The following is a 26,368-nucleotide window of genomic DNA, read 5'->3' on the forward strand; positions in this document are numbered from 1 at the left end:
TACCGCGCACGGCAGACAGCACACGGGACGGACGGGTGGCATGACCTCAGCGGTGAACGCAGTGAACAGGGAACGCGCGACGGAGCTGCGGGGGTTCCGGGAAGTCCAGCGCCTGGCGTACGAGTGCGCGGAGGCGGTCGCCGCACAGCTCAAGCCGGGGGTGACCGAGCGCGAGGCGGCGCGGATGCAGCGGGAGTGGCTGCGTGCGCGGGGCGTGCGGGACTGGTTCCATCTCCCCTTCGCCTGGTTCGGCGACCGCACGGCGTTCGTGAACTTCCGGATACCGCTGCAGTTCTTCCCGACCAACCGGAGGCTGGAGGCGGGGATGCCCTTCATCCTCGACATGGCCCCGGTCCACAAGGGCTTCACGGCCGACATCGGATATTCGGGATGTCTGGGCCTCAACCCCGTGCACGACCGGCTGCTCGCCGACCTCCGGGCGCATCGCGAGCTGATCCTGCGCGAGGTGCGCGAGCGCCGCTCGCTGCGCGAGATCTACGAGGACGTGGACCGGCTCATGGTCCGCCAGGGGTATGCCAACCGGCATCGCGCGTATCCCTTCGGCGTGATCGCCCACAAGGTCGACCGGGTCAAGGAGCGCTCCTGGTCGCCGACGCTCTTCGGGTTCGGCACGCAATCGCTGAAGGGGCTCGCGAGCGACGCCCTGCACGGGCACCGGGACGGCTGGTCGCCGCTCTGGTCGCCGTACAAGTTCTCCGACCACCCGCCCCGGCCGGGCCTGTGGGCGGTCGAGCCGCACCTCGGATTTCGGGGTACGGGCGCGAAGTTCGAGGAGATCCTCGTCGTCACCGACTCCAAGGACCCCGAGCAGAGCGCGTTCTGGCTGGACGACGATCTGCCGCACGTGCGGCGCTGGGCAGCGGAAGGGGCGGCGTGAGCATGAGGATCGAGGGCGCGCGCGAGCGGTGGGTGCGTACCGGCGGGGTCGAGCTGTGCGTCGTGGAGCTGGGTGACGAGACACAGCCGACGGTGCTGCTGGTGCACGGCTATCCGGACAGCAAGGAGGTATGGTCCGAGGTCGCGTCGCGACTGGCGGACCGCTTCCACGTCGTGCTGTACGACGTGCGGGGGCACGGCCGCTCGACGGCTCCGGTGCCGCTGCGCGGCGGTTTCACGCTGGAGAAGCTGACGGACGACTTCCTGGCCGTCGCGGACGCGGTGAGCCCGGACCGGCCGGTGCATCTGGTCGGGCACGACTGGGGGTCCGTGCAGTCCTGGGAGTTCGTGACGGTGAAGCGGACCGAGGGCCGTATCGCCTCGTTCACCTCGATGTCCGGTCCCTCGCTGGACCACTTCGGGCACTGGATCAGCCGGCGCATGACCCGGCCCACCCCGCGCCGGGTCGGCCAGCTGCTCGGCCAGGGCGCCAAGTCCTGGTACGTGTACATGCTGCATACGCCCGTCCTGCCCGAGCTGGCCTGGCGCGGCCCGCTCGGCAAGCGGTGGCCGAAGATCCTCCAGCGGGTGGAGAAGGTGCCGACCGGTGACTACCCGACCCCGTCGCTGCCCTCCGACGCGGCGCACGGCGCCTGGCTGTACCGCGACAACGTGCGGGCCCGGCTGCGCAGGCCCCGCGGCGACGCGTACGCCCACGCCCCGGTCCAGCTGATCACACCGACCGGTGACGCGTTCCTCTCCGAGCGGCTCTACGACGACCTGGAGCAGTGGGCACCGGGGCTGGTGCGCCGGGAGCTGCCCGCCAAGCACTGGGTGCCGCGCACCCGCCCGGACCAACTGGCCGCGTGGATCACCGAGTTCATCACGGCGAACGAGAGCGGTGCGCCCGGTGTGCCCGCCTGGGAGAGCCGGGCCGGCGGGCCGTACGCCGAGCGGTTCGGCGGGCAGCTGGTGCTGGTGACGGGCGCGGCCAGCGGGATCGGGCGGGCCACCGCCTTCGCGTTCGCCGAGGCGGGCGCGCGGGTGGTCGCCGTGGACCGGGACGGGGAGGGGGCGGCCCGCACGGCGGAGCTGGCCCGGCTCGTCGGCGCTCCGGCAGCCTGGGGCGAGACGGTGGACGTGAGCGACGAGCAGGCGATGGAGAAGCTCGCCGAGAAGGTCGCCGATGAGTACGGCATCGTGGACGTGCTGGTCAACAACGCGGGAATCGGCCTGTCCGGTTCGTTCTTCGACACGACGAGCGAGGACTGGCGCAAGGTCCTCGACGTCAATCTGTGGGGTGTCATCCACGGCTGCCGGATCTTCGGCAGGCAGATGGCCGAGCGCGGCCAGGGCGGCCATATCGTCAACACGGCCTCCGCCGCCGCGTATCAGCCCTCCAAGGCACTGCCCGCGTACGCCACGTCGAAGGCCGCGGTGCTGATGCTCAGCGAATGCCTGCGGGCGGAGCTGGCCGGCCAGGACATCGGCGTCTCCGCCATCTGCCCGGGCATCGTGAACACGAACATCACGGCGACCGCGCGCTTCGCCGGGGTCCCCGAGGCGGAGGAGCGGCGCCGGCAGCAGAAGTCGTCCCGGCTGTACGGGCTGCGCAACTATCCCCCGGAGAAGGTCGCCCAGGCGGTGCTGCGCGCTGTCGTGCGCAACGAGGCGGTGGTGCCGGTGACGCCGGAGGCGCGCGGCGCCCATCTGATGTCCCGCTTCACTCCCAGGGTCCTGCGTGCGATAGCCCGATGGGAGCCACCGCTGTGACCGAGCACCATGTGATCGCGCCGCGCCGGGTCTCCTTCGACTGGCAGCGCACGCCACTGCACTGGATCCCGGGCGAGCCGACCGCCACCCATGTCATCAATGTGCTGCACCTGCTGCTGCCGGCCGGGGAGCGCTGGTTCGTCAAGGTCTTCAAGGAGGCGCTGCCCCTGGTCCGTGATCCGGAGCTGCTTCAGGACGTCAAGGGCTTCATGGGCCAGGAGGCCACGCACAGCGTCCAGCACGCGTACGTCCTGGATCATCTGGCCGAGCAGCGGCTGGACACCACGGCGTACACCCGGCACGTCGACTTCCTCTTCGAGAAGCTCCTCGGTGAGAAGCCGCCGTTCGGTGCCCCGGTACCGGCACGGGAGTGGCTGCGCTTCCGGCTCTCGCTGATCGCCGCGATCGAGCAGTTCACGGCGGTCCTGGGGGACTGGGTGCTGCGCGCGGAGGGCCTGGACCTGGCCGACTCGGACGCGGTCATGCTCGATCTGCTGCGCTGGCACGGCGCGGAGGAGGTCGAGCACCGCGCGGTGGCGTTCGACATGTACCAGCACTGCGGCGGATCGGGCCTGCCGCGCTACGCCCGCCGGATCGAGGGCATGACCATCACCGCGCCGGTGCTGCTGTGGCTGTGGGTGTGGGGCGCGTCGTATCTGATCCGCCACGATCCCCGGCTCGCGGGGCGGCTGCGCTACTCGCTGCGCGAGCACAACAGGGCGGTCGACAAGGGCCTGCTGCCCGGCTGGCGTGAGCTGGGCGCGGCCATACCCCGCTACTTCCGCCGGTCGTACCATCCCTCGCAGGAGGGTTCGCTGCGCAGGGCCGTCGAGTATCTCGCGACGTCGCCCGCGGCGCGGGCCGCGGCGGGGGCGGTGGGCCGAGCCGCCATGGGCCAGTAGGGAGTGATCGTGTCCGGGGATCCGTCAGCCGAGTACCGGGCCGAGTACCGCATCGAGGACCTGGCGCATCACAGTGGCGCCACGGTCCGTACGATCCGCGCCTACCAGGACCGCGGTCTGCTGCCCAAGCCCGAGCGGCGCGGCCGGGCCAATGTGTACGGGGACCCGCATCTGGCCCGGCTGCGGCAGATCGCCGATCTCCTCGACCGGGGCTACACGCTGGCGTCCATCAAGGAGCTCCTGGAGGCCTGGGACGCGGGGCGGGGGCTCGGCGGGGTGCTCGGTCTGGTCGCCGAGGTCCAGGGGCCCTGGACCGACGAGGAGCCGGACCGGATCACCCGGGCGGAGCTGGACGAGACCTTCGGGGGGAAGCACGACGAGGAAGCCGTCGCCGAAGCGGTGGAGCTCGGCGTGCTGGAGCGCGTCCCGGGCCGCGACGACGAATTCCTGGTGCCGAGCCCTCAGGAGCTCGCAGTGGCCGCCGAGTTGTACGCGGCGGGCGTTCCCCTGCTGGCAATCTCGGGGCATCTACGGGAACTTCGCGGCCAGGTGGAACACATCGCCTCTCGGTTCCTGGAGTTCACGACCGAGCACGTCTTCGCCCGTTATCTCGGCCATCGTCCGCCGACGGACTCCGATGCCGCCGAGGCGGCGTCGATGGTGCGGCGGCTGAGGCCGCTCGCGCAGCAGACCGTCGATGCCGAACTGGCGCGTGCCATGAGGCTGTTCGCGACTCGGCACCTCCAGCACCACCTGGTGGCCGAGGGTCCGTTCGTACAGGACGACGAGCCGCGGTCGGTGGCACTGCCCGCCGACACGATCAGGGCCGTACAGAGGCTGGTTGGCCCGGAGAGCGCGGCGGAGTTCATCACGGCAGCGACCGAACGGGAGCTGCATGCCCGGACATTGGACACACTCGCGGCAAGTCACGCAGAACGGGGTCATATTGACCAAATTCCCTGAACCGTACTTAACTTGCCCACAGAAACCTCAATTCCCTTGTGGATAACACTGGTTGGTTGTGGATCAAACATCTGAACCAAAGTCGTCCGGATGAAACCCGCGTGACGCCCCGCCGACCTCCCGGCCACCCTGACGGCATGGAAATCGACATGGACGAAAAGCGCACCATCAAGGTGTCGAAGTACCTCTCGAAACATCTGCGGCATCAGCCCGAGCGGATCGGGATCACGCTCGACCCGAACGGCTGGGTCGCGATCGACGAGCTGATCCGGGCCGCGGCCGCGCACGGCTTCCGGTTCACGCGGACCGAGCTGGACCACGTCGTCGCCGTCAACGACAAACGCCGCTTCTCGGTCGAGGGTGACCGGATCCGCGCCAGCCAGGGCCATACGGTCGAGGTCGACCTCGGCCTGCCCGTCGCCGAGCCGCCCGAGCACCTCTACCACGGCACCGTCGCCCGCAGCCTGGACGCGATCCGCGCCGAGGGCCTGCGCCCCATGGCCCGCCACCATGTCCACCTCTCCCCCGACCGGGAGACCGCGACCCGCGTCGGGGCCCGCCGTGGCCGCCCGGTCGTGCTCAGCGTGCACGCGGGGGCGATGCACCGCGCGGGCCACGTGTTCCACATCAGCGCCAACGGCGTCTGGCTCACGGACGCGGTCCCGCCCCGGTTCCTGCGGTTCCCCGGCTGAGCCGCGGAGGACTGGCCCGGAGGACCGCCCGGAAGGGCTGCCGCGGAGGACTGCCCCGGACGGCTGCCCCGGAGGGCTGCCCGCACGAGCGCCGGGAAGCAGCCCGCACGAGCAAGCGACAGGACCAACGTACGCTGGAGCACATGACAGCTCCTCTGCGCCTCAGCACCGTGATCCTTCCCGTGTACCGCTGGAACGAGGCAGGCAGGGCGGTCTGGCAGCGCGCCGAGGAGCTCGGTTTCCACGCCGCGTACACCTACGACCACCTGGCCTGGCGGACCTTCCGTGACGGACCGTGGTTCGGTGCCCTGCCCACGCTCACGGCCGCCGCCGCGGCCACCGACACGATGCGCCTGGGCACGCTGGTGACCTCGCCGAACTTCCGGCACCCGGTGACGCTCGCCAAGGAACTGATCTCGCTCGACGACATCTCCGGCGGCCGGATCACCCTCGGCATCGGCGCCGGCGGCAACGGCTTCGACGCGACGACCCTGCTCAAGGCCGACGAGGAGCCCTGGACCCCGCGCGAGCGCGCGGACCGGTTCGGCGAGTTCCTCACCCTGCTGGACCAGCTGCTGAGTGAACCGGCCGGGACGACGTACGAGGGCCGTTTCTACTCCGCGACCGAGGCGCGCAACGTCCCCGGCTGCGTCCAGCGGCCACGACTGCCCTTCGCCGTCGCCGCCACCGGCCCGCGCGGGCTGAGGCTCGCCGCGCGCCACGGCCAGGCCTGGGTGACGACGGGCGACCCCAAGCTGTACGAGACGGGTACCCCGGAGCAGTCGGTCGAGGCCATCGGCGACCAGCTCACCAAGCTCGGCAAGGCCTGCGCGGAGGCCGGCCGGGACGCCGCGGAGCTCGACAAGATCCTGCTCACCGGTTTCACCCCGGACCGTGGCCGCCCGCTGGAGTCCCTCGACGCCTTCGTCGACTTCGCCGGCCGCCACGCGGAGCTCGGCTTCACCGAGATCGTCATCCACTGGCCCATCGCGGAATCGGCCTTCGCGGCGGACCAGAAGGTCTTCGAGCGGATCGCGACGGAGGCCGTGGCGCAGCTGGGCTGAGCGCGCGACGAGGCAGAGGGCCGGGGCGTACACGGGGGCCGTGCGCAGGGCATGCATCGGGGGGGCCGTGTACGGGGCGGGCCCAAGGGTGCCGTGTACGGGGCGTGGTCAGGCGCGTACTCAAATGTGCGACCTCCCGCACGCTCGTGCACCCACGTACGCGAGAATGATGCGGTGACCTCAGCTACCGATCCTCTCCCGTTCCCCGCCACCGTCCGGCTGATCGCCACCGACCTCGACGGCACCCTGCTGCGCGACGACAAGTCCGTCTCGGACCGCACCGTCGCGGCACTCGCCGCCGCCGAAGAGGCCGGTATCGAGGTCTTCTTCGTCACCGGCCGGCCCGCCCGGTGGATGGATGTCGTCAGCGCCCATGTCCACGGCCACGGCCTGGCGATCTGCGCCAACGGCGCCGCGGTCGTCGATCTGCACTCCGGCGGAAAGCTGCTGGAGGCACGCCCGCTGGAGCGGGAGACGGCGCTCGATGTCGTACGGACGCTGCGCGAGGCGGCCCCCGGCACCTCGTTCGCCGTCGAGCTGAGCACCGGCATCCACTACGAGCCGGACTACCCGCCCTTCCATCTCGACCCGGGCGCCACCGTCGCCGCCGCCGAGAAGCTGCTCCACGAGGAGGAGCCGGGCACCGCCGCCCCGGTGCTCAAGCTGCTCGCGCACCACTCCGAGCTGACCCCCGACGGCTTCCTCACCCTCGCCCGGACGGCCGCGGGCGGCCTCGCCTCCATCACCCGCTCCAGCCCGACCGCGCTGCTGGAGGTCAGCGGCCTGGGCGTCTCCAAGGCCTCCACGCTCGCGCTGTGCTGCGCCGAGCGCGGGATCTCCTCGGACGAGGTCGTCGCGTTCGGCGACATGCCCAACGATGTGGAGATGCTGACCTGGGCGGGCACGTCGTACGCCATGGGCAACGCCCACCCGGACGTGATCGCCGCCGCCTCCGGCCGGACCGTCGCGAACAACGAGGACGGCGTCGCCGTCGTCATCGAGCAGATCCTGGCCGCACGCCGCGCATAGGCGGTTCGGCCGGAGCCTCACAGCCGGATCACAGCCAGATGCCGCGCTCCCGAAGCCAGCCCACGGGATCCACCGCGGAACCGAAATAGGGCGTGAGCCGCACCTCGAAATGCAGGTGCGGCCCCGTCGAGTTCCCGGTGGTGCCGGCCTGGCCGACCCACTGGCCGGTACTCACCCAGTCCCCCTGGTCGACGGTGACAGCGGCGAGGTGCGCGTACTGCGAGTACCAGCCGCCCGCGTGCTCGACGACGACCTGGATGCCGAAGGCCCCGCCGCAGGACACCGAGACCACCCGGCCCGCGCCGACCGACCGCACGGCCGCGCCGATGCCGACGGCGAAGTCCTGTCCCGTGTGCCGATGCCCCCAGCGCGCGCCCAAGCTGTCGTAACCGGACGACAGCACATACTTCTCCACCGGCGTCACCCAGTCCTTGCCCTTGGGCAGCTTCGGCTGGTCGAGCCGTACCGCTCCGGCGCACCGCCCCGCGGCCACGCTGCGTTCGGCCTCGCTCTGCAGCATCCACTGGGCCGTCTCCAGCTTGGTCTCGATGTCCCGCTTGAGCCCCTTCAGCCGCTCGGCACGCGCTTCGACGTCGAGCCACGCCGCGTGCGCCTTCCGCTCGGCCCGGCTCGCCCTGCGCTCGGCCCTCTGCGCCTGGCCCAGCAGCCGGTCCACCGCCTGCTCCGCCTTCCACGCCAGCTGCCACCCGCGCATCAACTCGTCGGGGTCGTCGGCCAGCAGGAGCTTCGCGGTGACGGCGAGGGATCCGCCGGTGCGGTACTGGGCGCGGGCCAGCGCGCCGACCTTGTCGCGCATTCCCGCCAACTCGCGCCGCCGCTCGGCCAGCTGTCCCTGGAGGCGCTCGGTGCGGCCGCGCTCGACCTCCGCGGCGTGCCGGCCCCGCTCGTACGACGCGGTGGCCTTCGCCGCCTCTTCGAACAGGCGGGCAACGCGGGCGCTGACGGCGGGCCCGTCGCTCGCGGCCGCCGACTCCGCCGGAAGAACCGGGAACACGGAAAGGGCCAGCAGCGCGCACAACAGTGGTACGAGAAGCAGTCGGTCGCGTTGTTGGAGGCGCACTCTCGGATCGTCACATCGCATCCGTGGGGCCTGCCACAGCTCAGCGACGCCGTACGGCCAACCGGCCCAGTGACGGCGAGTCGGCTCGCGTCAGACCTCGGCCCGCGTCAGGCCTCGGCCGGCGTCAGGGTTCCGGGTTCGGCCGCTCGCAGGGCGCAGGCGCGGGCGCGGGAGGGGAAGTGGGGGCAGGCTCGGGGGCGGTGACGGGGGGCTCGGCGGGCGCGTGGAGCGGGGCCTGCCAGATCACGGTCGTGCCGCCACCACCGGCCCCGATGCCCGGTGCGCACCAGCTCGCTCCGCCCAGCGACTCGGCCCGGCGCTGGAGATTGCGCAGGCCGCTGCGCCGGCCGCCCTCGGGCAGTCCCACACCGTCGTCAGCGACCGACAGCCGCACCCCGGCTGCACCGTCCTCGAGTTCTACGGTCGCGTCGACGACGACCTCGATACGGGAGGCGTCCGCATGCCGGAAGGCGTTCGAGAGAGCTTCCCGCAGCGCCGCGATGAGGTTCTTGCCGGTCAGCTCGCCGACCACCGAGTCGACCGGCCCGAGGAACCGGTGCGAGGGCTTGAAACCGAGAGGCAGGGCCGCCATGTTGATCTCCCGCAATACGCGTGTACGCAGCCCGGAAGGGGCCTCGGCCGGGCCCTGTTGCAGCGAGAAAATGGCGGTGCGGATCTCCTGGATGGTCACGTCCAGTTCGTCGACCGCCCTGCCGACGCCCTCCCGGACCGCGGGCACGCGCGACGTGCGTTGCGCGCTCTCCAGCATCATCCCGGTGGCGAACAGCCGCTGGATCACCAGATCGTGCAGGTCCCGGGCGATCCGGTCGCGGTCCTCGAAAACGGCGAGCCGCTCCCGGTCCCGCTGCGCCTCGGCCATCATCAGCGCGAGCGCGGCCTGCGAGGCGAACTGGGTGGCCAGGGTGCGTTCGGCCTCGGTGAACTGGAGTGCGCCGGGCGCGCGGGGCGTTGCCAGCGCGCCGAGGACCCGGCCTCCGCTGTGCAGCGGCAGCAGCATGCTCGGCCCGTACTCGCCGGGCGACCGCGCGGGCAGCATCCGCGGATCGGTCGCGGCGTCCTCGACGAACACCGCCTCCCCGGCGAGCAGCGAGACAGCCACCGGGCTCCCGGCGGGAATCACCGCACCGAGGGACAGGCCGGGTGGCCCGACGGGTACACGTGCGGAGGCTTCACTTTCGAAGGGCTCCGACCCGAACGGCTCCCGTCCGGAGAGCTCCCGCCCGGACGCCTCCGACCCGGACGCCTCCGGCCCGGATGCCTCCGGCCCGGACGGCTCCGCCATGGAGACGGCCACGACCTCCAACCCACCGCCCTCCGTGGGCAGCAGCACGATCCCGGCAGCCGATTGGGCCAGCTTGCGTGCCTGTTCGGCAACGACGGCGAGGGCCTCGTCCGCGTCGCCGCCGGAGAGCAGGGCGGCAGTCACGGCGACCGAGCCGTCGATCCAGCGCTCGCGCTGCCGGGCCGCCTCGTACAGCCGGGCGTTGCCGATCGCGATGCCCGCTTCCGTGGCCAGGACCCGCAGCATGTGCAGGTCGTAGTCGCTGAACTCGCCACCGCCGCGCTTCTCCGTCAGATAGAGGTTGCCGAAGATCTCGCCCTGGACCCGGACCGGCGCCCCGAGGAAGGTCCGCATCGGCGGATGGCCGGGCGGGAATCCGCAGGAGCGGGGGTCCGCCGTCAGGTCGGGCAGCCGCAGCGGCTCGGGGTGGTGGATGAGCGCGCCGAGAAGCCCCCGGTGCCCGTCGGGCAGACGGCCGATGCGCCGGGCCTCTTCCTCCGTCACGCCGTACGTCACGAAGTCCTCGAGGCCTTCGCCCTCCTCGTCGATGACGCCGATCGCGGCATAGCGGGCGTCGGCGAGCTCCGCGGCGGTGGCGCAGATCCGGTCGAGCGTGGAGCGCAGCTCCCGTTCGGTGCCGACGGACCGCATCGCTTCGAGGAGCTGTGGCACGCGGGCGGTGAGCTCGGTGGACAGGCCTTGAAGGCTCCGGGCCGCCCGGGTGGCGACGGCTTCGAGGGGGTCTTTCGGATCCTTGGACCCCTCAGAGCCCTTCGGCTTCTGGGAGCCCTCGGGGACCTTCCGCTCCCTCGACTCCCTCGGGTCCTTCGGTCCGGGCGCTGTCATGCATCCGAGAGTAATTAGTCCGATTTGGCAGAGAAAGTCAGCTCACGGAGCTGCTCCCGGCCCGTCCGCTTCCGAGCAGATCCGCAGCACGCTCGCGCTCCAGCATCCGGCGCAGCGGCCCGTCCGCCTCCGCGAGCTCCGCGTACGGCCCCCGCTGCACGGTCCGCCCGCCGTCCAGGACCAGCACTTCGTCGACGGCGTCGAGCCCTTGCAGCCGGTGGGTGATCAGCAGCGTCGTACGCCCCTCGGTGGCCTCCAGCAGATCCGCGGTCAGCGCGTCCGCCGTGGCCAGATCGAGGTGCTCGGCGGGCTCGTCGAGAAGCAGCACGGGGAAGTCGGCGAGGAGTGCCCGTGCCAGCGCGAGCCGCTGCCGCTGGCCGCCGGAGAGCTGCGCGCCGTGCTCGCCGACGAGGGTGTCGAGGCCGTCGGGCAGGCTCTCGGCCCACTCCAGCAGCCGCGCCCCGGCGAGCGCCGCACGCAGGTCGTCGTCGGAGGCGTCGGTACGGGCGAGCCGGAGGTTCTCCCGGATGGAGCTGTCGAAGAGGTGGGCGTCCTGTGCGCACAGGCCGACGAACCGCCGGACCACGTCCCCGTCCAGCGAGGCCGCGCCCGTCCCGCCGATCGTGTACGTCCCCGCCCGCGCGTCCAGGAAGCGCAGCAGCACCTGCGCGAGCGTCGTCTTGCCGGAGCCGGAGGCGCCGACGACCGCGATCCGCCGCCCCGCGGTCAGCGTCAGATCGAAGCCGGTGAGCGCGTCCCGCTGCTGACCGGCGTGGCGGGCGGAGAGCCCGCGCACCTCCAGCGGGAACGCCGATTCGGGTGCCGGGGCGGGCTGCGGGGGCTCGTGAACGGGCGCGGGCGTGTCGAGCACCTCGAAGACCCGCTCGGCGCTCCGCTTGACCCGCTGCCGGTACTGAACGGCGAGCGGCAGTCCGGTGACCGCCTCGAACGCGGCGAGCGGAGTCAGTACGACGACGGCCAGCTCGACGCCCTCGATGCGGCCCGCGTGCACGGCCATGACGCCGGCGTACGCGGCGCAGGCGACGGTCAGCCCGCAGACGACGGCGGAGAGCCCGCCGCCCAGCGCGGTGGCGGTCGCGGTGCGCGAGGCGATCCGGGTGAGTCCGCGGTCGGCCTCCCGTACGGCGGCGATACGGCCCTTCAGCGCACCGGCGACGGTCAGCTCGGCCGTCCCCCGGAGCAGGTCGACGACCCGGGTGGCCAGCACTCCCTTCGCCGGGGCGAGGCGACGCTCGGCCCGGCGGGCGGTCGCGCCGCTGACCATCGGCACGGCCACCCCGGCGAGGAGCAGCCCGGCCGCCAGGGCCACGCCGGCTTCGGGCAGCAGCCACGCCGTGAAGCCGACGGAGCCCGCACCGACGACGAGCGCGACGCCGGCGGGCAGCAGCCAGCGCAGCCAGTAGTCCTGCAGGGCGTCGACATCGGCCACGAGGCGGGAGAGCAGGTCTCCGCGCCGGGTGCGCGCCAGACCGGCGGGCGCGATCCGCTCCAGGCGGCGGTACACACCGACCCGCAGGTCGGCGAGCATCCTCAGCACCGCGTCATGCGACACGAGCCGCTCGGCGTAGCGGAACACGGCACGCCCGGTCCCGAACGTCCGCGTCGCGGTCACGGCCACCATCAGATAGAGCACGGGAGGCTGCTCCGAGGCCCGTGAAATGAGCCACCCGGACACGGCCATGAGGCCCACGGAGCACCCGAGCGCCAGACTCCCGAGCACCAGCCCGAGCACGAGCCGCCCCCGCAGCTCCCCGGCCATGGCCCGCACCCGCGCCAGAACCCCGCCCCGCCGCGCCTCCATGACCTCGCCACCCGACGGCCGTCCCGGCGCGGCAACCCCGCCGGACACCTCCCCGTCCGCCTCCGAAGCCGCGCCGGCCCCGGACCCGAGGGCCTCACCCGAGACCGCCGAAGGCGGCGCCGCGCCGGTGGCCTCATCCAGGCCGTCCGCCGAAAGATCCACGCCGTCCGCCAAAGGATCCACGCCGTCCGCCGAAAGATCCACGCCGTCCATCGAAGGCGACGGACTCGGGAGCCTCAGCGGACCCGCGGCACCCTGGGTTCCGTCCGGGAAGGCGAGCTCCACCACCCGGTCGGCGAGGGCCAGCAGCGCCGGGCGGTGGACGACGAGGAGAACCGTGCGGCCACGGGCCAGGCGCCCCACCGCCTCCACGACGGCCGCCTCCGTCTCGCCGTCCAGCGCTGCCGTGGGCTCGTCGAGGAGCAGCAGGGGCCGGTCCGCGAGGAAGGCCCGGGCGAGGGCGAGGCGCTGGCGCTGGCCGGCCGAGAGGCCCGCGCCGTCCTCGCCGAGGAGGGTTTCCTCGGCGTCGGGCAGCCCGGCCACGAAGTCGTACGCCCCGGCGTCCCGCAGCGCCGCCACGACCTCGGCGTCGTCCGCGTCCGGCCGGGCGAGGCGTACGTTCTCCGCGACCGTTCCCGCGAAGAGGTACGGCCGCTGCGGCACCCACGCGATCGATTCCCGCCAGCGGTCGAGATCCACGGACGCCAGATCGACGCCGCCGACCCGCACCTGTCCCTCGTCCGGGGAGACGAAACCCAGCACGACATCCAGCAGCGTCGACTTCCCGACCCCGCTCGGGCCGACCAGGGCCACCACCTCGCCCGGCTCCACCACCAGCGACACCGAGTCCAGCGACGGCTCCGACCGCCCGGCGTGGTGGACCGTCACCCCCGAGAGCTCCAGCCGCACCGAGTCCGGCACCCCCGCGCCGGAAGCCCGCACCGGGCTCTCCAGCACCTCGAAGATCTCCTCGGCTGCCGACAGCCCTTCCGCCGCCGCGTGGTACTGCGCCCCGACCTGCCGGATCGGCAGATACGCCTCGGGCGCGAGGATCAGCACCACCAGCCCCGTATAAAGATCAAGTTCGCCGTGGACGAGACGCATCCCGATACCCACGGCCACCAGCGCCACCGACAGCGTCGACAGCAGCTCCAGCGCGAACGACGACAGGAACGCGATCCGCAGCGTCTTGATCGTCGCCCGCCGGTACTCCGACGTGATCGTCCGGATCGACTCGGCCTGCGCCTTCGCCCTCCCGAACACCTTCAGCGTCGGGAGCCCCGCGACCACGTCCAGGAAGTGGCCGGACAGCCGCGACAGCAGCTTCCACTGGCGGTCCATCCGGGCCTGCGTGGCCCAGCCGATCAGCACCATGAAGAGCGGAATGAGCGGCAGGGTCACCACGATGACCGCCGCCGACACCCAGTCCTCGGTCACGATCCGGGCCAGGACCGCGACCGGGATGACCACCGCCAGCCCCAGCTGCGGCAGATAGCGCGAGAAGTAGTCGTCGAGCGCGTCCACGCCCCGCGTCGCCAGCGCGACGAGCGAGCCGGTCCGCTGACCGCTCAGCCACCCCGGTCCGAGCCCGGCCGCCCGCTCCAGAAGCCGCATCCGCAGCTCGCTCTTGACCGCCGCACTGGCCCGGTGGGCGGCCAGCTCGGTCAGCCACGCGACCAGTCCCCGCCCCGCGGAGACGGCCGCGAGCAGCGCCAGCGGCGTCCACAGTCCGTCGACATCCAGCCCTCGCTGGAACGCCCCCACCACCACCTCGGCGATGAGTATTGCCTGGGCGACGACCAGCGCCGCCCCGGCAAGGCCGAGCACCACCACGGCCGCGATGAAGAAGCGGGTGGCTCGGGCGTACCGGAGCAGACGCGGGTCGACGGGTTTCACGTGAAACATTCCCTACTGATCAGCAGAGCGGCGGGACGGACTGAGGAGCGGCGGACGGACTCAGTGGCTCTTCGCGATGTGCTGGGTACCGATCCGCTTGCGGAACACCCAGTACGTCCACCCCTGGTACAGCAGCACCACAGGTGTCGCGACCGCCGCACACCACGTCATGATCTTCAGTGTGTACGGGCTCGACGAGGCGTTGGTCACCGTCAGGCTCCACTCCGCATTGAGCGACGACGGCATGACGTTCGGGAAGAGCGTCAGGAACAGCATCGCGACCGCGGCAGCGATCGTGACACCCGACAGCGCGAACGACCAGCCCTCACGCCCGGCCTTGTTGGCGATGACCGCCGCGACCAGCGCGACCACGGCCACGATCATCGCGACCAGGCTGGTCCCGTCGCCCTTGTCGGCCTGGGTCCAGCTCAGGAAGCCGATCGCCAGCACGGCCGTGATCAGCCCCAGCGTGTGCGCCAGCTTCCGCGCCCGCTCCCGGATGTCCCCGACCGTCTTCAGCGCGCTGAACACCGTCCCGTGGAAGGTGAACAGGGACAGCGTCACCAGTCCGCCGAGGAGCGCGTACGGATTCAGCAGGTCGCCGAGAGTGCCGACGTACTCCATCTCCGCGTCGATCTTCACGCCGCGGACGATGTTGCCGAAGGCCACACCCCACAGCACGGCCGGGATCAGCGAGGTCCAGAAGATCGCCTGCTCCCAGTTGCGCTGCCAGTTCTCCTCCGGCCGCTTCGCCCGGTACTCGAAGGCGACTCCGCGCACGATGAGGCAGACCAGGACGAGCAGCAGCGGCAGGTAGAAGCCGGAGAAGAGCGTGGCGTACCACTCGGGGAAGGCGGCGAACGTCGCGCCGCCCGCCGCCAGCAGCCACACCTCGTTTCCGTCCCAGACGGGACCGATCGTGTTGATGAGGACGCGCTTCTCCGCCCGGTCACGGGCGAGCAGCTTCGTCAGGATGCCGACCCCGAAGTCAAAGCCTTCGAGGAAGAAGTAGCCGGTCCACAGGACGGCGATGAGCACGAACCAGACGTCGTGGAGTTCCATGCCTCAGCTCCCAGTCACTCAGTACGAGAAGGCCATAGGCCGGTCGGCGTCACGGTCGTCGCCGCCGATCTTGGTGGGCGGGTTGAGGTCGGATTCGGTGAGTTCGGGAGGCCCGGCCTTGACGTACTTCACCAGCAGCTTGACCTCGATCACGGCGAGCGTCGCGTAGAGCGCCGTGAAGACGATCATCGAGATGAGCACCTCGGCCGTGGTGGTCCCGGGGGAGACCGCGTCGCGGGTGCGCAGCACGCCATACACGACCCAGGGCTGCCGCCCCATCTCGGTGAAGATCCAGCCCCAGGCGTTGGCGATCAGCGGGAAGCCGAGCGTGAGCACCGCCGCCAGCCAGTACAGCCTGGTCAGCTTCTCGCCGAGTGCCTTCCTCGGGAGGAGCACCAGATGCGGCACCTCGTCATCGCCCGTCCGCAGCGCCGGCGGCAGCAGGAACTTCTTACGGGTCAGCCAGAGCCCGGCCATGCCGATGGCGAAGGACGCCATGCCGAAGCCGATCATCCAGCGGAAGCCCCAGTAGGCAACGGCGATGTTGGGCCGGTAGTCGCCCGGCCCGAACTTCTCCTGCAGAGCCTCGTTGGTGTCGTTGATCCCGGGCACGTACGTCGTGAAGTCACTGTGAGCCAGAAACGACAGCAGACCGGGAATCTCGATCGCGACCTCGTTGTGGCCCTTGTCCACGTCGCCGTACGCGAAGACGGAGAAGGGCGCCGGGCCCTCGCCGTCCCACAGCGCCTCGGCCGCGGCCATCTTCATCGGCTGCTGCTCGTACATGACCTTGCCGAGGAAGTCGCCACTGACGGCAGTGAGCAGACCCCCGACGACGACGGTGACCAGGCCGACCCGCAGCGAGGTCCTCATCACCGGGATGTGCTTCTTGCGCCTCAGATGGAAGGCGGCGATGCCGACCATGAAGGCACCACCGGTGAGGAAGGCCGCGGAGAGGGAGTGGAAGACCTGGGTGAGGGTGGTGTTCTGGGTGAGGACCAGCCAGAAGTCGGTGAGCTCCGCCCGCCCGTTCTTCTCGTTGATCCGGTACCCGACGGGGTGCTGCATCCAGGAGTTGGCCGCCAGGATGAAGTACGCCGAGAGGATCGTGCCGATGGACACCATCCATATACAGGCGAGATGGATCTTCTTCGGCAGCTTGTCCCAGCCGAAGATCCACAGCCCGATGAAGGTGGACTCGAAGAAGAACGCGATCAGCGCCTCGAAGGCGAGCGGGGCACCGAACACATCGCCGACGAAGCGCGAGTAGTCGGACCAGTTCATGCCGAACTGGAACTCCTGCACGATGCCGGTGACGACACCCATCGCGATGTTGATCAGAAAGAGCTTGCCCCAGAACTTGGTTGCCTTGAGGTACTTCTCCTTCTCCGTCCGTACCCACGCGGTCTGCAGTCCGGCGGTGAGCGCCGCGAGCGAGATCGTGAGGGGTACGAAAAGGAAGTGGTAGACGGTGGTGATGCCGAACTGCCAGCGCGCCAAAGTCTCTGGCGCAAGAGCTAGGTCCACGTCGTCATCTCCTTACATCGGCGTGGTCATCGGCAGTTTGCCCGACTAATCCCCCCGATTGCGGGAAGATCGGACATGCTTGTGAACGTTTTCACATTCACAAGCATTATGGCTCATACGAAATCCGTACCTGTGAGTGGGGGTCCCTTTACCGGTTACCGGCCGGTCAGTCTTCCCCTCTTCTTCAACATATTGTTGAATCTGAGGAATGAAGATCCGAATCTCCTGGCCCGCCGGACATCTCACGGCGACCCTCGAAGAAACCCCCACGAGCAGCGCGCTCGCGGGGGCTCTCCCGATCTCCTCCACCGCCCACACCTGGGGCGAGGAGGTCTACTTCGACACTCCGGTCTCCGTCGCCCGCGAGGCCGACGCCCGGCAGGTCGTGGAACCGGGCACGGTCGCCTTCTGGACCGACGGCGACGCGCTCGCGCTGCCGTACGGCCCCACGCCGATCTCCCGCGACGGCGAGTCCCGCCTCGCGAGCCCCTGCAACATCCTGGGCAGCATCGACGGCAACCCGCGCGACCTCGCCTCGGTGCGGCCGGGCGACCCGATCCGTGTCGAGCTCGTCGGCGACTGAAGCGGCCGCACGGCGGGGACCTGATCCACGAGACAGGCCCCGGCCCGGCAGCACCGGCCGGACAGGGTGAGACCCGAAGGCCCTGACGGGGGCGCCCCACCAGGGCGCCCCCGGCCGGCCAGGGCCTGATCCGCAGGACAGGCCCTACAGCTCCTTGCGGAACGCCTCGGCCGTCTGCAGGAACACGTCATTCGCCTCGCACTCGCCGATGGTGACCCGCACGCCCTCACCCGGGAAGGGGCGCACGACGACGCCCGCGTGCTCGCACGCCGCCGCGAAGTCCACCGTGCGCTCGCCCAGCCGCAGCCAGACGAAGTTCGCCTGGGTCGGCGCCACGGTCCAGCCCTGCCGCACCAGCCCGTCGTACACCCGCGTGCGCTCGCCGACCAACGAGCCGACCCGCCCGAGCAGTTCGTCCTCCGCCCGCAGGGACGCCACCGCCGCGTCCTGGGCGAGCTGGCTCACACCGAACGGCACCGCCGTCTTGCGCAGCGCGGCCGCCACCGGCTCGTGGGCGATGGCGAAACCGACCCGCAGGCCGGCCAGACCGTACGCCTTGGAGAAGGTCCGCAGCACGGCCACGTTCGGCCGGTCCCGGTAGATCTCGATGCCGTCGGGCACCTCGACGTCCCGGACGAACTCGCGGTACGCCTCGTCCAGCACCACCAGCACATCGGACGGCACCCGGTCGAGGAACCGTTCCAGCTCGGCCCGGCGCACCGCCGTCCCGGTCGGGTTGTTCGGGTTGCAGACGAAGATCAGCCGGGTCCGCTCGGTGACCGCGTCCGCCATCGCGTCCAGGTCGTGCACCTCGCCGGAGGTCAGCGGCACCCGCACCGACGTCGCACCGCTGATCTGCGTGATGATCGGGTACGCCTCGAAGGACCGCCACGCGTAGATCACCTCGTCACCCGGGCCCGAGGTGGCCTGGAGCAGCTGCTGGGCCACCCCCACCGAGCCGGTGCCGGTCGCCAGGTGCGAGAGCGGCACCGCGAACCGGTCGGCGAGCTCGTTCATCAGCCCGGTGCAGGCCATGTCCGGGTAACGGTTGAAGTCGGCCGCCGCGGCGACCGCGCTCTCCATCACGCCGGGCAGCGGCGGATACGGGTTCTCGTTGGAGGACAGCTTGAACGCGGCCGGTCCCTCGCCGCCGGCCGCGGCGGGCTTGCCCGGCTTGTACGTGGGAATGCCGTCCAGCTCGGGGCGCAGCTTGGGGCTCGTCTCGCTCACCGCAGGTCCTCCTCGACCGTCGTACACGCTGTGCACGCTCACCAATACTGCTCACCCTATGAGGATTCCCGGCCGTCGCGAATGGCCGGACGGCAAGCACCGAAAAAGAGGGGGGCGCGCGACTACCTGGCGCGCGCCCGTGGCTCACTCCGTGGCGCGCATCGCCCGTAGTGGTGAGTTGAGACCTCTTCGAGACATCGGGCTCTTGGCAGGCCTATGCCGGTCGACAACCGCGAGACCAGCGCCACACCACCCAACTCCCTTGATTTCAAAGGCAATTGGGTGCAGAACGCCATGCAGAAACGTGCCTGTCAATGACTGCATATGCGACCGGCCCAACCGTCCGACATCGCCCTACTATCGGCTCGCCATGACAGCAGCAGGGAAGCACCAGGTGAGCCGGACGGAAACATCTCGCCGGGGCAGCCGGCAAGGTCGGGCGGGCATCCGTGACGTGGCCGCCGCAGCCGGTGTCTCCATCACGACTGTCTCCGACGCACTCAACGGCAAAGGCCGACTTCCGGACGCCACACGCCGACACGTCCGCGAGGTCGCCGACCGGCTGGGCTACCGCCCGTCGGCCGCGGCCCGCACCCTCCGTACCGGCAAGTCCGGCCTCATCGGCCTGACCGTGACGACGTACGGGGATGAACCTTTCACCTTCACCGAATTCGCGTACTTCGCCGAGATGGCGAGAGCCGCGACCTCCGCCGCGCTCGCCCGCGGCTACGCACTCGTCATCCTGCCCGCCACCTCACGCCATGACGTCTGGTCGAACGTCGCCCTCGACGGCACCGTCGTCATCGACCCCTCCGACCACGACCCGGTCGTCACCGAGCTGGTCCGCCAGGGCCTGCCCGTCGTCTCCGACGGACGGCCCGCGGGCACGCTCCCGGTCACCGCCTGGGTCGACAACGACCACGAAGCCGCCGTACTCGACCTCCTCGACCACCTCGCCGCCGCCGGCGCCCGCCGGATCGGCCTGCTCACCGGCACCACCACCGACACCTACACCCGGCTCTCCACCACCGCGTACCTGAACTGGTGCGAGCGGGTCGGCCAGGACCCGGTCTACGAGGCCTACCCCGCACACGACCCGTGCGCGGGCGCCGTCGCCGCCGACCGGCTGCTCGCCCGCCCCGACCGCCCCGACGCCGTCTACGGTCTCTTCGACCCCAACGGCACCGACCTGCTGGCCGCCGCCCGGCGGTACGGTCTGCGCGTCCCCGACGACCTGCTGCTGGTCTGCTGCAGCGAGTCGACCATGTACGCCAACACCGAGCCCCCCATCACCACGCTCTCGCTCAAGCCCCGGCGCATCGGCACCGCCGTCGTCCAGCTGCTCATCGACGCCATCGAGGGAATCGACGGCGGCGGACCGGTGGAGCAGGTGATACCGACGGAACTCATCGTCCGCACGTCCTCACAGCGCCGCTCGCCGCGGACGACAGTGAGTCCTCCGCGCTCGCCCGCGCAGGACCAGTAAGGACCGGCCCTGCACCAGTTCCAGGACTAGAGCGGCCCAATTCGGGCGAAACCCCCGATGAATCGTGGGCGGACCCGGATTCAGCACCCCTGGTGCGTCACACAGCACGGGCCGCATTCCTATGATGGGCGCACGACACCGCGGGCCTCCCCGACCAGGCCGGTCCGACGGTGTACGGCGGCGCGACGGTGGTGGAGGGGTCGATGACTCAGGGGGCCGGTCAGGGACCCGTGGTGCGGACGGCGACGTTGCGCGACTTCCGGGTGCCCCCCTACGCGCAGGTTCCGGTGCAGTCGCAGCACCTCGCATCCGTACATCCCGGCAACGCGATCCCGGACGACGCGCTCCCGGAGGGCTACACCCCCACCGCGCGCGATCTTCCGGTGATCAACCGCGGGGACACCGTCCAGGTGACCGTCGCGCCCGTGGAGACGCCCGCGCCGGTCCCCGCCGACGGCCGCGGCCCGCTGTACGTGGTCGGCGACGTCCACGGCTACCTCGACGAACTCCTCGCGGCACTCGCCGAGCAGGGCCTGATCGACGCCGAGGGCCACTGGTCCGCCGGCAATGCCCGGCTCTGGTTCCTCGGTGACTTCACCGACCGCGGACCCGACGGCATCGGCGTCATCGACCTCGTCATGCGGCTCTCCGCCGAGGCGGCGGCCGCGGGCGGCTACTGCAAGGCCCTCATGGGCAATCACGAACTGCTGCTCATCGGCGCCAAACGCTTCGCCGACACCCCCGTCAACTCCGGCGCGGGCACCGCCACCTTCCAGGCCGCCTGGCTCCTCAACGGCGGCCAGAAGAGCGACATGGACCGCCTCCAGGACGTCCACCTGCAGTGGATGGCCCGGCTCGACGCGGTGGTCGAGGAGGACGGGCACCTGCTGGTGCACTCCGACACCACGGCCTATCTCGAATACGGCACGACGATCGCCGACGTGAACGACAACGTCCACGAGATCCTCAACCGGAACGACGCGGACGAATGCTGGGACCTCTTCCGCAAGTTCACCAAGCGCTTCGCCTTCCGTGACGAGGACGGTCCGCAGGCCGTACGCGAGCTGCTCGCCGCCTATGGCGGCCGGCGCATCGTCCACGGCCACAGCCCCATCCCGTACCTGCTCGGCGAGGTCGCCGCCGAGGACTCGGCGGACGGCGAGGAACCCGCGCGTCCACGGGTCCAGGGCCCGCACGTGTACGCGGACGGACTCGCGATCGCCATGGACGGCGGGGTGACGATGGCCGAAAAGCTGCTGGTCGTCCAACTCCCCCTGCATGACTGAAGCAATCCCGGGAAGGCGATTTCAGGAAACCCCCTGTCACCCCGTGCCGTAACCGCTCTACCATCGGCTTATTCGTAGCAGGCTCTCCTCCGTTTCCGCCCGAATGCCCACCCACCCGGGCAAGAGGGCCCCTACGGAGCATCGGGGGATGCACATGAACAGCGCTCCGCACCTGCTGATCGAGGACCGCGCCGAGTACGAGCGCATCCTCGACGACGCACTGCGCACCGCGCACGACCGTCCGGACCTCGCCGCCGTCGGAGAGCGGCTCAACGCCGAACAGCTACGCACGATGGCGCTCAACGCCACCGCGCTGATAACCAGCGCGGCCGCCGCCGAGTACGACCACTTCGTGAAGGTCCGCGAGGAGCTCCGCTCGCCCTCCGCTTCGTCCGTGGGCGGCGCGGACCCGGTCGTCGCCATGGGTGGCGGCGTGAGCGAGTCGGGTGCCGGTTTCGGCGCCGTCCTCACGGTCCTGGCCCCGGTCCTGGCGGGCACTGCCGCCCTGATCTTCCTGATCGTCGGCTATGTCCTGAAGATGCTCAACCCCGAGCCCTCCTTCGCAGAGACCCTGCTGGCGGTTGGCTGGTTCTTCGGGGCGCTCACCGCGGCGGGCATCCTCGCCGCCGCGATCGGCCTGCTGATCACCGCCCTGCGCAACAGCAAGACCCAGGTCCCGGCCGAGGAAGCGGGCGGTGAGCTGCCCGACGAGGTGGCCCGAGCCAGGGAGGCCTGGCGCCATGCGCTGCTGGAGCGGGGCGTCGTCCCGTTCCTGCGGGCCGCCCTGAGCGACCCCAGTGCCGACCCCGCGTCCACGACACCGCCGCGCCGGGTGAACCGGATGCCCAAGATCGGCTACAGCGGACCCGACTTCTCCAGCCCGAGCGAGGGCTCGTCGTCCACCTCCCGCCCGACGTTCACCAGCCCCGACTTCACCAGTCCGGACTTCGGGGGCCCGGAACACCTGCCTGAGTGAGGCGTCGCGGATCGGTTCCGCACGCATGCCCGCACGGGCCGGGCCCGGCGCACGTTGGGCCGGTCCAGTCGCCGGTCCGGCCCCTGGCCGGCAGACCGCGGCGGCCCCCCGGCCGGAGGCTGGAGGGCCGCTGGAGCGGGGTGGCTCAGTCGGCCTCGTGGCGCGCGAGCAGCCGGCTCGCGTACGCCGCCGCCGCGGGCGCTATCTGCACGGCGGCGTGCCCGGCGACGGCGTGGATATCGCGCCACATCCGCTGCAACGCGCAGTCGTCGCTCTGGGCGCGGGCGCCCGCACTGCGGAAGAGCCGCTCGACGGCGCCGACGAGCATGTCGAGGGCGACGGCGGCGTCGCGCTGGTTGGCGGCGACCGGCAGATCGTCGAGCGGCGCGTCGTCGGCGCGGTGCGCGGCGCGTTCCAGGAGCAGCTGGGCCGCGTCGATCTCGGCCGATGAACGGGCCAGCACCTGCTGGGCGGTGGCGTCCTGGAGGGCGGGCCGGCCGTCGGCTCCGACACGGGTGAGCGTCAGCTCCGTCCAGGACCGCAGGGCCCCGCGGGCCGCGCCGAGCGCGGGGGCGGCGAACAGCAGGGAGGCGACCAGCGGGAAGGGAATGCGGTGACAGCGGGCCGCGCCCGCGTCCTCACGGCGGCCGGTGACGAGGATGTCCCGGAGCATCGTGCGGTGCTCGGGCACGAAGACGTCGTCCACGGTGAGGCTGTGGCTTCCGGTGGCCCGCAGGCCGGAGTTGTTCCAGTTGTCGTCCACGCGGACGTCCTCGCGGGGCACCGCCAGAATGCGCTGGCATCCCGCTCCCCCGGCGGGGTCGAGGGTGGCGAGCAGGACCCAGCGGGCGTGGTCGACACCGCTGGCCAGGTTCCAGCGGCCGGACAGCCGGTAGCCGCCGGGCGCCGGTGCGAGCGTTCCGGCCGGGGGCACCACGGCCGCCGAGACGGAGACATCGGGGCCGTCCCGCCACAGGTCCGCCTGGCCGGCCTCGGGCAGATGGGCGGCCAACCGGCCGTGCGCGGCCTGGAGGGCGGCGCACCAGGCGGCCGACGCGCAGGCCTCCCCCACGCTGGCGATCATCTCCAGGGCGTCGGCGAACCGACCCGCCGCACCCCCCCGACCGGCCGGGACGAACAGTGCGGGAAATCCGGCCTCGGTCAGCGCGGTGACCACATCCGGGTGCAGGGACCTGGCCCGCTCGCCGTCGGCGGCGTACCGGGCCGCCTGCTCCACGGCGGTACGGAGGGTCGCGGCAGGCGCGATGGCAGTGCTCATGGGGCGGTTCTCCTGAATCGGCGGCACTCCGGCCGAAGTTCGGACTTGTGGTGCGGCGTCACTTACGAAAAGATTCGGTTGCGAAGGTATTTTTTGAGAGGTACTTCTTGACGGACGGTGCGCGCCGTTCGCGCGAAACGGATCTTGGAGGGGCCCGGTAATGGTGAAGCAGGACAGGGCTCGGCGCACCCACGCGCTGGTCTTGGACGCGGCCGCCGCGGAGTTCGCCGCACACGGCTTCGCCGCCACGAACCTGCAGCTGGTGGCGGCGCGCACCGGTCTGACGAAGGGGGCGCTGTACGGCCACTTCGCCTCGAAGGCCGAGCTCGCGGCAGAGCTGACCCGGCAGTTCGAAGAGCACTGGCGGCACCTGCTCGACGCCGCGGCCACCGGCGCGGGCAGCCCGCTGCGGGCGCTGCACACCCTGGTGACCGAGCTGACCCGCCGCACCCAGCAGGACGTACGGTTCACGGCGGGGCTGCGCCTGGTCTGCGAGGAGGCCCAGTCCCAGGGGGCCGCCGCGGTCCAGCTCGAAGCGCTCCGGGAGCTGCTGCTGCGTCTGGTCGTACGGGCACAGCAGGACGGCGAGATCGCCGCGGACCACGCGCCCGCCGTGCTCAGCCAGTTGCTGCTGACCCTGGTGTACGGGCTGCCGCACACCCCGTCCGCCGGGGAGGACGCCCGGCCGCCGGGGGAGATGTGGCAGATCCTGCTGCCCGCGATGCGCCGTTCGACGGCCTGACCTCCGGGGCACCACCGGCCGACGCACCGGTCAGGCGGCGGAGGGGCGGGCACCCCGGGCGGCCGGGAGCCGGGCCCAGCCCTCACGGCCGGCCCATTCGGCCAGTACGGCGTCGTCGCCGACCGCCACCGGATGGCCGACGGACCGCAGCAGCGCCAGGTCGCTGGAGTGGTCACCGTAGGCGTAGCAGTCGGCGGCCCGCGCGCCGTGAGCGTCCATCACCCGCACCGCCAGCAAGGCCTTCCGCTCCCCGATCACCGGCTCGTCCACCTCGCCGGTCAGCACGCCGTTCTCGGTCAGGGGGGCCGTGCACAGCACGAGAGAGGCGTCCAGCGCCTCGGCGATCGGGTCGAGGCAGGGCCGGAACGATCCGGACACCAGGGCGACAGGCCGCCCCTCGCCGCGGTGCCTGCGCACCGCCTCGACCGCCGGGGCGTGGAACATCGTGCCCTTGGCCGACTCGGCGGCGTACCACTCGCGGCCGTGCCGGGCCAGTACGGCGGCGTCGCAGCCGCGGTAGTGCCGGTAGTAGGCCCGGTTCAGCTCGGCGCGCGGCACGCCTTCCGCCCGGCGCGCGAGCAGCCCCGTGCGGACCCGGTCGAAACGCGACGGGTCGCTGCCCTCCCGCGCCCAGTGGTGGGCGAGGAAGGACAGCATGCTGTTGAAGGTGATGAGGGTGTCGTCCACGTCGAAGAAGGCGATGCCGCGCTCGGCGGATCTCATGACGGTCCTCTCCCTGGGATGCATGGTCCGGGTGGCGGGCTCGGTGCGTACGTGCGTGGTGCGTACGTGCTCAGTGCGCACGGCCGGCCACCGCGCCGTGCCGCTCGTACCGGCAGGTGGACCTGGCGAGGGTGCGGGTGCCCTGGACGGCGACCAGCCGGACGAGGCGCGGGCCTTCGTCTTCGGCTTCAATGGCTTCGACAACGACGCTGACCGGGGCGTCGAGCTCCCCGAAAGCATCGAAGTCGACGGCGGAGGACATCAGTACGTGCGGGTCATGGCCCCGCTCCTCGAGGAGTACGTTGTACGAGGCCTGGCGAAAGGCCTCGACCAGCGCCATGCCCGGCACATGGTCGCAGGCGTGCTCGAAGTAACCGGGGTGGTGGGGGTCGAGGTGCAGACGGTAGGTGCCGACGGCGGGCCCCGCGCCGATCAGGACGTTCTCCGCGCGTACCTGCCCGACCCGGGCCGCCGAAAGCAGCGGAGCCGCGGCCGGGTGCGGCTCGCCCTGCGGGGCGGGCGCCGGCGCCTCCGGAGCCTGACCGCGGTGGCGCAGCACGGAGTAGAGCTGCTCACCCACGGCGAGCAGCCGTACCGAGGCGCGGGCACAGCGCCGTCCGCCGATGTGGAGCACGGCGTCGAAGCGGGCACCGAGCCGCTTGGAGGAACGGTTGGCCTCGGGCCGGAAGGACGCGTCCAGCACGACGCTCAGGGGCGTGTCGGTCACCCGCAGCGCCGCCAGGTCCTCGATGCCGAAGTCGAGGTCGCAGAATATGAAGCGGTGCTCGAGCGGTACCGCGTGGAAGCGGTGGGCCACGTAGATGGCCGCCTGTCTCACGGTCTCCACCAGCAGTACCGGGTCGCTGCCCCCGTCGGCATCCGGCTGGAAGAGCGCGTGGCTGCGCGGCCATTGGGCGGCCACGTAGACGCGCTCGCCGTCCACCCGGCATCCGTCGGTCAGGAAGACCTCGCTCACGCAGGCCCGGTGGACCAGCGAACGCGGAACGGTCTGCTCGAACTTCAGGTGTGCGTACTCCTGCCCCGGGACGGCGGCGGAGCGGGTACGAGCGGGCGGCGTGCTGATCGACATGGCGGGTCCCCCCAACAAGATTCCACCAGGTGGAATCACACATCCGATTGGCGGAATGAAAATATACCTTCCCGAATGTATATTGCAAGGCGCGACGATAGGAAGGCCCTCACCAT

The 26,368-nt window shown here is 71.3% G+C and carries 21 protein-coding genes; 12 read left to right on the top strand and 9 right to left on the bottom strand.

Annotation, left to right across the window (positions count from 1 at the left end; all coding sequences use genetic code 11):
• The first annotated feature begins 40 nt into the window (after positions 1–40).
• The 7 genes from ABT342_RS06180 to ABT342_RS06210 all read left to right on the top strand — a co-directional run bounded on the left by ABT342_RS06180 (position 41) and on the right by ABT342_RS06210 (position 7,320).
• The gene (locus tag ABT342_RS06180; RefSeq protein ID WP_351567709.1) at positions 41–898 is read left to right on the top strand and encodes a M24 family metallopeptidase; all 858 of its coding nucleotides are present in this window, start codon (positions 41–43) and stop codon (positions 896–898) included.
• A gap of 2 nt (positions 899–900) precedes the next feature.
• Positions 901–2,670, top strand: coding sequence for an SDR family oxidoreductase (locus ABT342_RS06185; RefSeq protein WP_351567712.1), 1,770 nt, complete (start codon positions 901–903; stop codon positions 2,668–2,670).
• Positions 2,652–3,572, top strand: a complete 921-nt coding sequence (locus ABT342_RS06190; protein WP_351567715.1) for a metal-dependent hydrolase — start codon at positions 2,652–2,654, stop codon at positions 3,570–3,572. The genes ABT342_RS06185 and ABT342_RS06190 overlap by 19 nt, the downstream gene beginning before the upstream one ends.
• 9 nt (positions 3,573–3,581) lie before the next feature.
• Positions 3,582–4,535 (top strand): MerR family transcriptional regulator, encoded by a 954-nt coding sequence (locus ABT342_RS06195; protein ID WP_351567718.1) that lies wholly within the window; start codon positions 3,582–3,584, stop codon positions 4,533–4,535.
• A 149-nt stretch (positions 4,536–4,684) separates the two neighbouring features.
• On the top strand, positions 4,685–5,227 hold the full coding sequence (locus ABT342_RS06200) for an RNA 2'-phosphotransferase (protein WP_351568139.1): 543 nt from the start codon (positions 4,685–4,687) through the stop codon (positions 5,225–5,227).
• Positions 5,228–5,370: 143 nt separating this feature from the next.
• Positions 5,371–6,291, top strand: a complete 921-nt coding sequence (locus tag ABT342_RS06205; RefSeq protein ID WP_351567721.1) for an LLM class flavin-dependent oxidoreductase — start codon at positions 5,371–5,373, stop codon at positions 6,289–6,291.
• Between the two features lie 174 nt (positions 6,292–6,465).
• Positions 6,466–7,320 carry a Cof-type HAD-IIB family hydrolase gene (locus tag ABT342_RS06210; RefSeq protein ID WP_351567724.1) on the top strand — a complete coding sequence of 285 codons (855 nt, stop codon included), beginning with the start codon at positions 6,466–6,468 and terminating at the stop codon, positions 7,318–7,320.
• Positions 7,321–7,348: 28 nt separating this feature from the next.
• Here ABT342_RS06210 and ABT342_RS06215 read toward each other — a convergent pair whose 3' ends face one another.
• The 5 genes from ABT342_RS06215 to ABT342_RS06235 form a co-directional block, all read right to left on the bottom strand.
• Positions 7,349–8,401: a peptidoglycan DD-metalloendopeptidase family protein gene (locus ABT342_RS06215; RefSeq protein WP_351567727.1), complete on the bottom strand. Its 1,053-nt coding sequence runs from the start codon at positions 8,399–8,401 to the stop codon at positions 7,349–7,351.
• Between the two features lie 124 nt (positions 8,402–8,525).
• Positions 8,526–10,550 carry a GAF domain-containing sensor histidine kinase gene (locus ABT342_RS06220; RefSeq protein WP_502965472.1) on the bottom strand — a complete coding sequence of 675 codons (2,025 nt, stop codon included), beginning with the start codon at positions 10,548–10,550 and terminating at the stop codon, positions 8,526–8,528.
• 37 nt (positions 10,551–10,587) lie between these two features.
• Positions 10,588–14,268, bottom strand: a complete 3,681-nt coding sequence (cydD, locus tag ABT342_RS06225; protein ID WP_351567730.1) for a thiol reductant ABC exporter subunit CydD — start codon at positions 14,266–14,268, stop codon at positions 10,588–10,590.
• A gap of 60 nt (positions 14,269–14,328) precedes the next feature.
• On the bottom strand, positions 14,329–15,330 hold the full coding sequence (gene cydB, locus ABT342_RS06230; RefSeq protein ID WP_351567733.1) for a cytochrome d ubiquinol oxidase subunit II: 1,002 nt from the start codon (positions 15,328–15,330) through the stop codon (positions 14,329–14,331).
• A gap of 18 nt (positions 15,331–15,348) precedes the next feature.
• Complete coding sequence (locus ABT342_RS06235) at positions 15,349–16,857, bottom strand: cytochrome ubiquinol oxidase subunit I (RefSeq protein ID WP_351567736.1); 1,509 nt, start codon at positions 16,855–16,857, stop codon at positions 15,349–15,351.
• Between the two features lie 208 nt (positions 16,858–17,065).
• Here ABT342_RS06235 and ABT342_RS06240 point away from each other — a divergent pair, with 208 nt between their 5' ends.
• On the top strand, positions 17,066–17,440 hold the full coding sequence (locus ABT342_RS06240) for a cyclophilin-like fold protein (protein WP_351567739.1): 375 nt from the start codon (positions 17,066–17,068) through the stop codon (positions 17,438–17,440).
• A gap of 144 nt (positions 17,441–17,584) precedes the next feature.
• Here ABT342_RS06240 and hisC read toward each other — a convergent pair whose 3' ends face one another.
• Positions 17,585–18,670: a histidinol-phosphate transaminase gene (hisC, locus tag ABT342_RS06245; protein WP_351567741.1), complete on the bottom strand. Its 1,086-nt coding sequence runs from the start codon at positions 18,668–18,670 to the stop codon at positions 17,585–17,587.
• 370 nt (positions 18,671–19,040) lie between these two features.
• On the opposite strand from hisC, the gene ABT342_RS06250 reads away from it, so the two are divergent.
• From ABT342_RS06250 to ABT342_RS06260, 3 genes are all read left to right on the top strand, one after another.
• Entirely contained in the window at positions 19,041–20,156 is a 1,116-nt protein-coding gene (locus tag ABT342_RS06250; protein WP_351567744.1) for a LacI family DNA-binding transcriptional regulator, read from the top strand.
• Between the two features lie 188 nt (positions 20,157–20,344).
• A complete protein-coding gene (locus tag ABT342_RS06255) occupies positions 20,345–21,442 on the top strand; it encodes a metallophosphoesterase (RefSeq protein ID WP_502965475.1) in 1,098 nt (365 codons plus the stop codon).
• 148 nt (positions 21,443–21,590) lie between these two features.
• Positions 21,591–22,418 carry a hypothetical protein gene (locus ABT342_RS06260; protein ID WP_351567750.1) on the top strand — a complete coding sequence of 276 codons (828 nt, stop codon included), beginning with the start codon at positions 21,591–21,593 and terminating at the stop codon, positions 22,416–22,418.
• A gap of 145 nt (positions 22,419–22,563) precedes the next feature.
• On the opposite strand, the gene ABT342_RS06265 is transcribed toward ABT342_RS06260, so the two are convergent.
• Complete coding sequence (locus tag ABT342_RS06265) at positions 22,564–23,697, bottom strand: acyl-CoA dehydrogenase family protein (RefSeq protein ID WP_351567753.1); 1,134 nt, start codon at positions 23,695–23,697, stop codon at positions 22,564–22,566.
• A gap of 160 nt (positions 23,698–23,857) precedes the next feature.
• Between ABT342_RS06265 and ABT342_RS06270 the strand changes: the two genes are divergently transcribed.
• On the top strand, positions 23,858–24,439 hold the full coding sequence (locus ABT342_RS06270; protein WP_351567755.1) for a TetR family transcriptional regulator: 582 nt from the start codon (positions 23,858–23,860) through the stop codon (positions 24,437–24,439).
• A 30-nt stretch (positions 24,440–24,469) separates the two neighbouring features.
• Here ABT342_RS06270 and ABT342_RS06275 read toward each other — a convergent pair whose 3' ends face one another.
• Both ABT342_RS06275 and ABT342_RS06280 read right to left on the bottom strand, forming a co-directional pair.
• Complete coding sequence (locus ABT342_RS06275; RefSeq protein WP_351567758.1) at positions 24,470–25,162, bottom strand: HAD family hydrolase; 693 nt, start codon at positions 25,160–25,162, stop codon at positions 24,470–24,472.
• 70 nt (positions 25,163–25,232) lie between these two features.
• On the bottom strand, positions 25,233–26,252 hold the full coding sequence (locus ABT342_RS06280; RefSeq protein ID WP_351567761.1) for a ScbA/BarX family gamma-butyrolactone biosynthesis protein: 1,020 nt from the start codon (positions 26,250–26,252) through the stop codon (positions 25,233–25,235).
• Positions 26,253–26,368 lie beyond the last annotated feature (116 nt).

The organism is Streptomyces sp. NPDC000410 (assembly GCF_040300305.1).
Classification (GTDB): Bacteria; Actinomycetota; Actinomycetes; order Streptomycetales; family Streptomycetaceae; genus Streptomyces.

Bases quoted from the DNA above. Each gene is read 5' to 3' on its own strand.
- ABT342_RS06270 (WP_351567755.1), top strand. From the start codon at position 23,858: ATGGTGAAGCAGGACAGGGCTCGGCGCACCCACGCGCTGGTCTTGGAC.
- ABT342_RS06205 (WP_351567721.1), top strand. From the start codon at position 5,371: ATGACAGCTCCTCTGCGCCTCAGCACCGTGATCCTTCCCGTGTACCGC.
- ABT342_RS06275 (WP_351567758.1), bottom strand. From the start codon at position 25,162: ATGAGATCCGCCGAGCGCGGCATCGCCTTCTTCGACGTGGACGACACC.
- ABT342_RS06180 (WP_351567709.1), top strand. From the start codon at position 41: ATGACCTCAGCGGTGAACGCAGTGAACAGGGAACGCGCGACGGAGCTG.
- ABT342_RS06240 (WP_351567739.1), top strand. From the start codon at position 17,066: ATGAAGATCCGAATCTCCTGGCCCGCCGGACATCTCACGGCGACCCTC.
- ABT342_RS06265 (WP_351567753.1), bottom strand. From the start codon at position 23,697: ATGAGCACTGCCATCGCGCCTGCCGCGACCCTCCGTACCGCCGTGGAG.
- ABT342_RS06220 (WP_502965472.1), bottom strand. From the start codon at position 10,550: ATGACAGCGCCCGGACCGAAGGACCCGAGGGAGTCGAGGGAGCGGAAG.
- ABT342_RS06250 (WP_351567744.1), top strand. From the start codon at position 19,041: ATGACAGCAGCAGGGAAGCACCAGGTGAGCCGGACGGAAACATCTCGC.
- ABT342_RS06185 (WP_351567712.1), top strand. From the start codon at position 901: ATGAGGATCGAGGGCGCGCGCGAGCGGTGGGTGCGTACCGGCGGGGTC.
- ABT342_RS06280 (WP_351567761.1), bottom strand. From the start codon at position 26,252: ATGTCGATCAGCACGCCGCCCGCTCGTACCCGCTCCGCCGCCGTCCCG.
- ABT342_RS06200 (WP_351568139.1), top strand. From the start codon at position 4,685: ATGGACGAAAAGCGCACCATCAAGGTGTCGAAGTACCTCTCGAAACAT.
- ABT342_RS06260 (WP_351567750.1), top strand. From the start codon at position 21,591: ATGCACATGAACAGCGCTCCGCACCTGCTGATCGAGGACCGCGCCGAG.
- cydB (WP_351567733.1), bottom strand. From the start codon at position 15,330: ATGGAACTCCACGACGTCTGGTTCGTGCTCATCGCCGTCCTGTGGACC.
- ABT342_RS06190 (WP_351567715.1), top strand. From the start codon at position 2,652: ATGGGAGCCACCGCTGTGACCGAGCACCATGTGATCGCGCCGCGCCGG.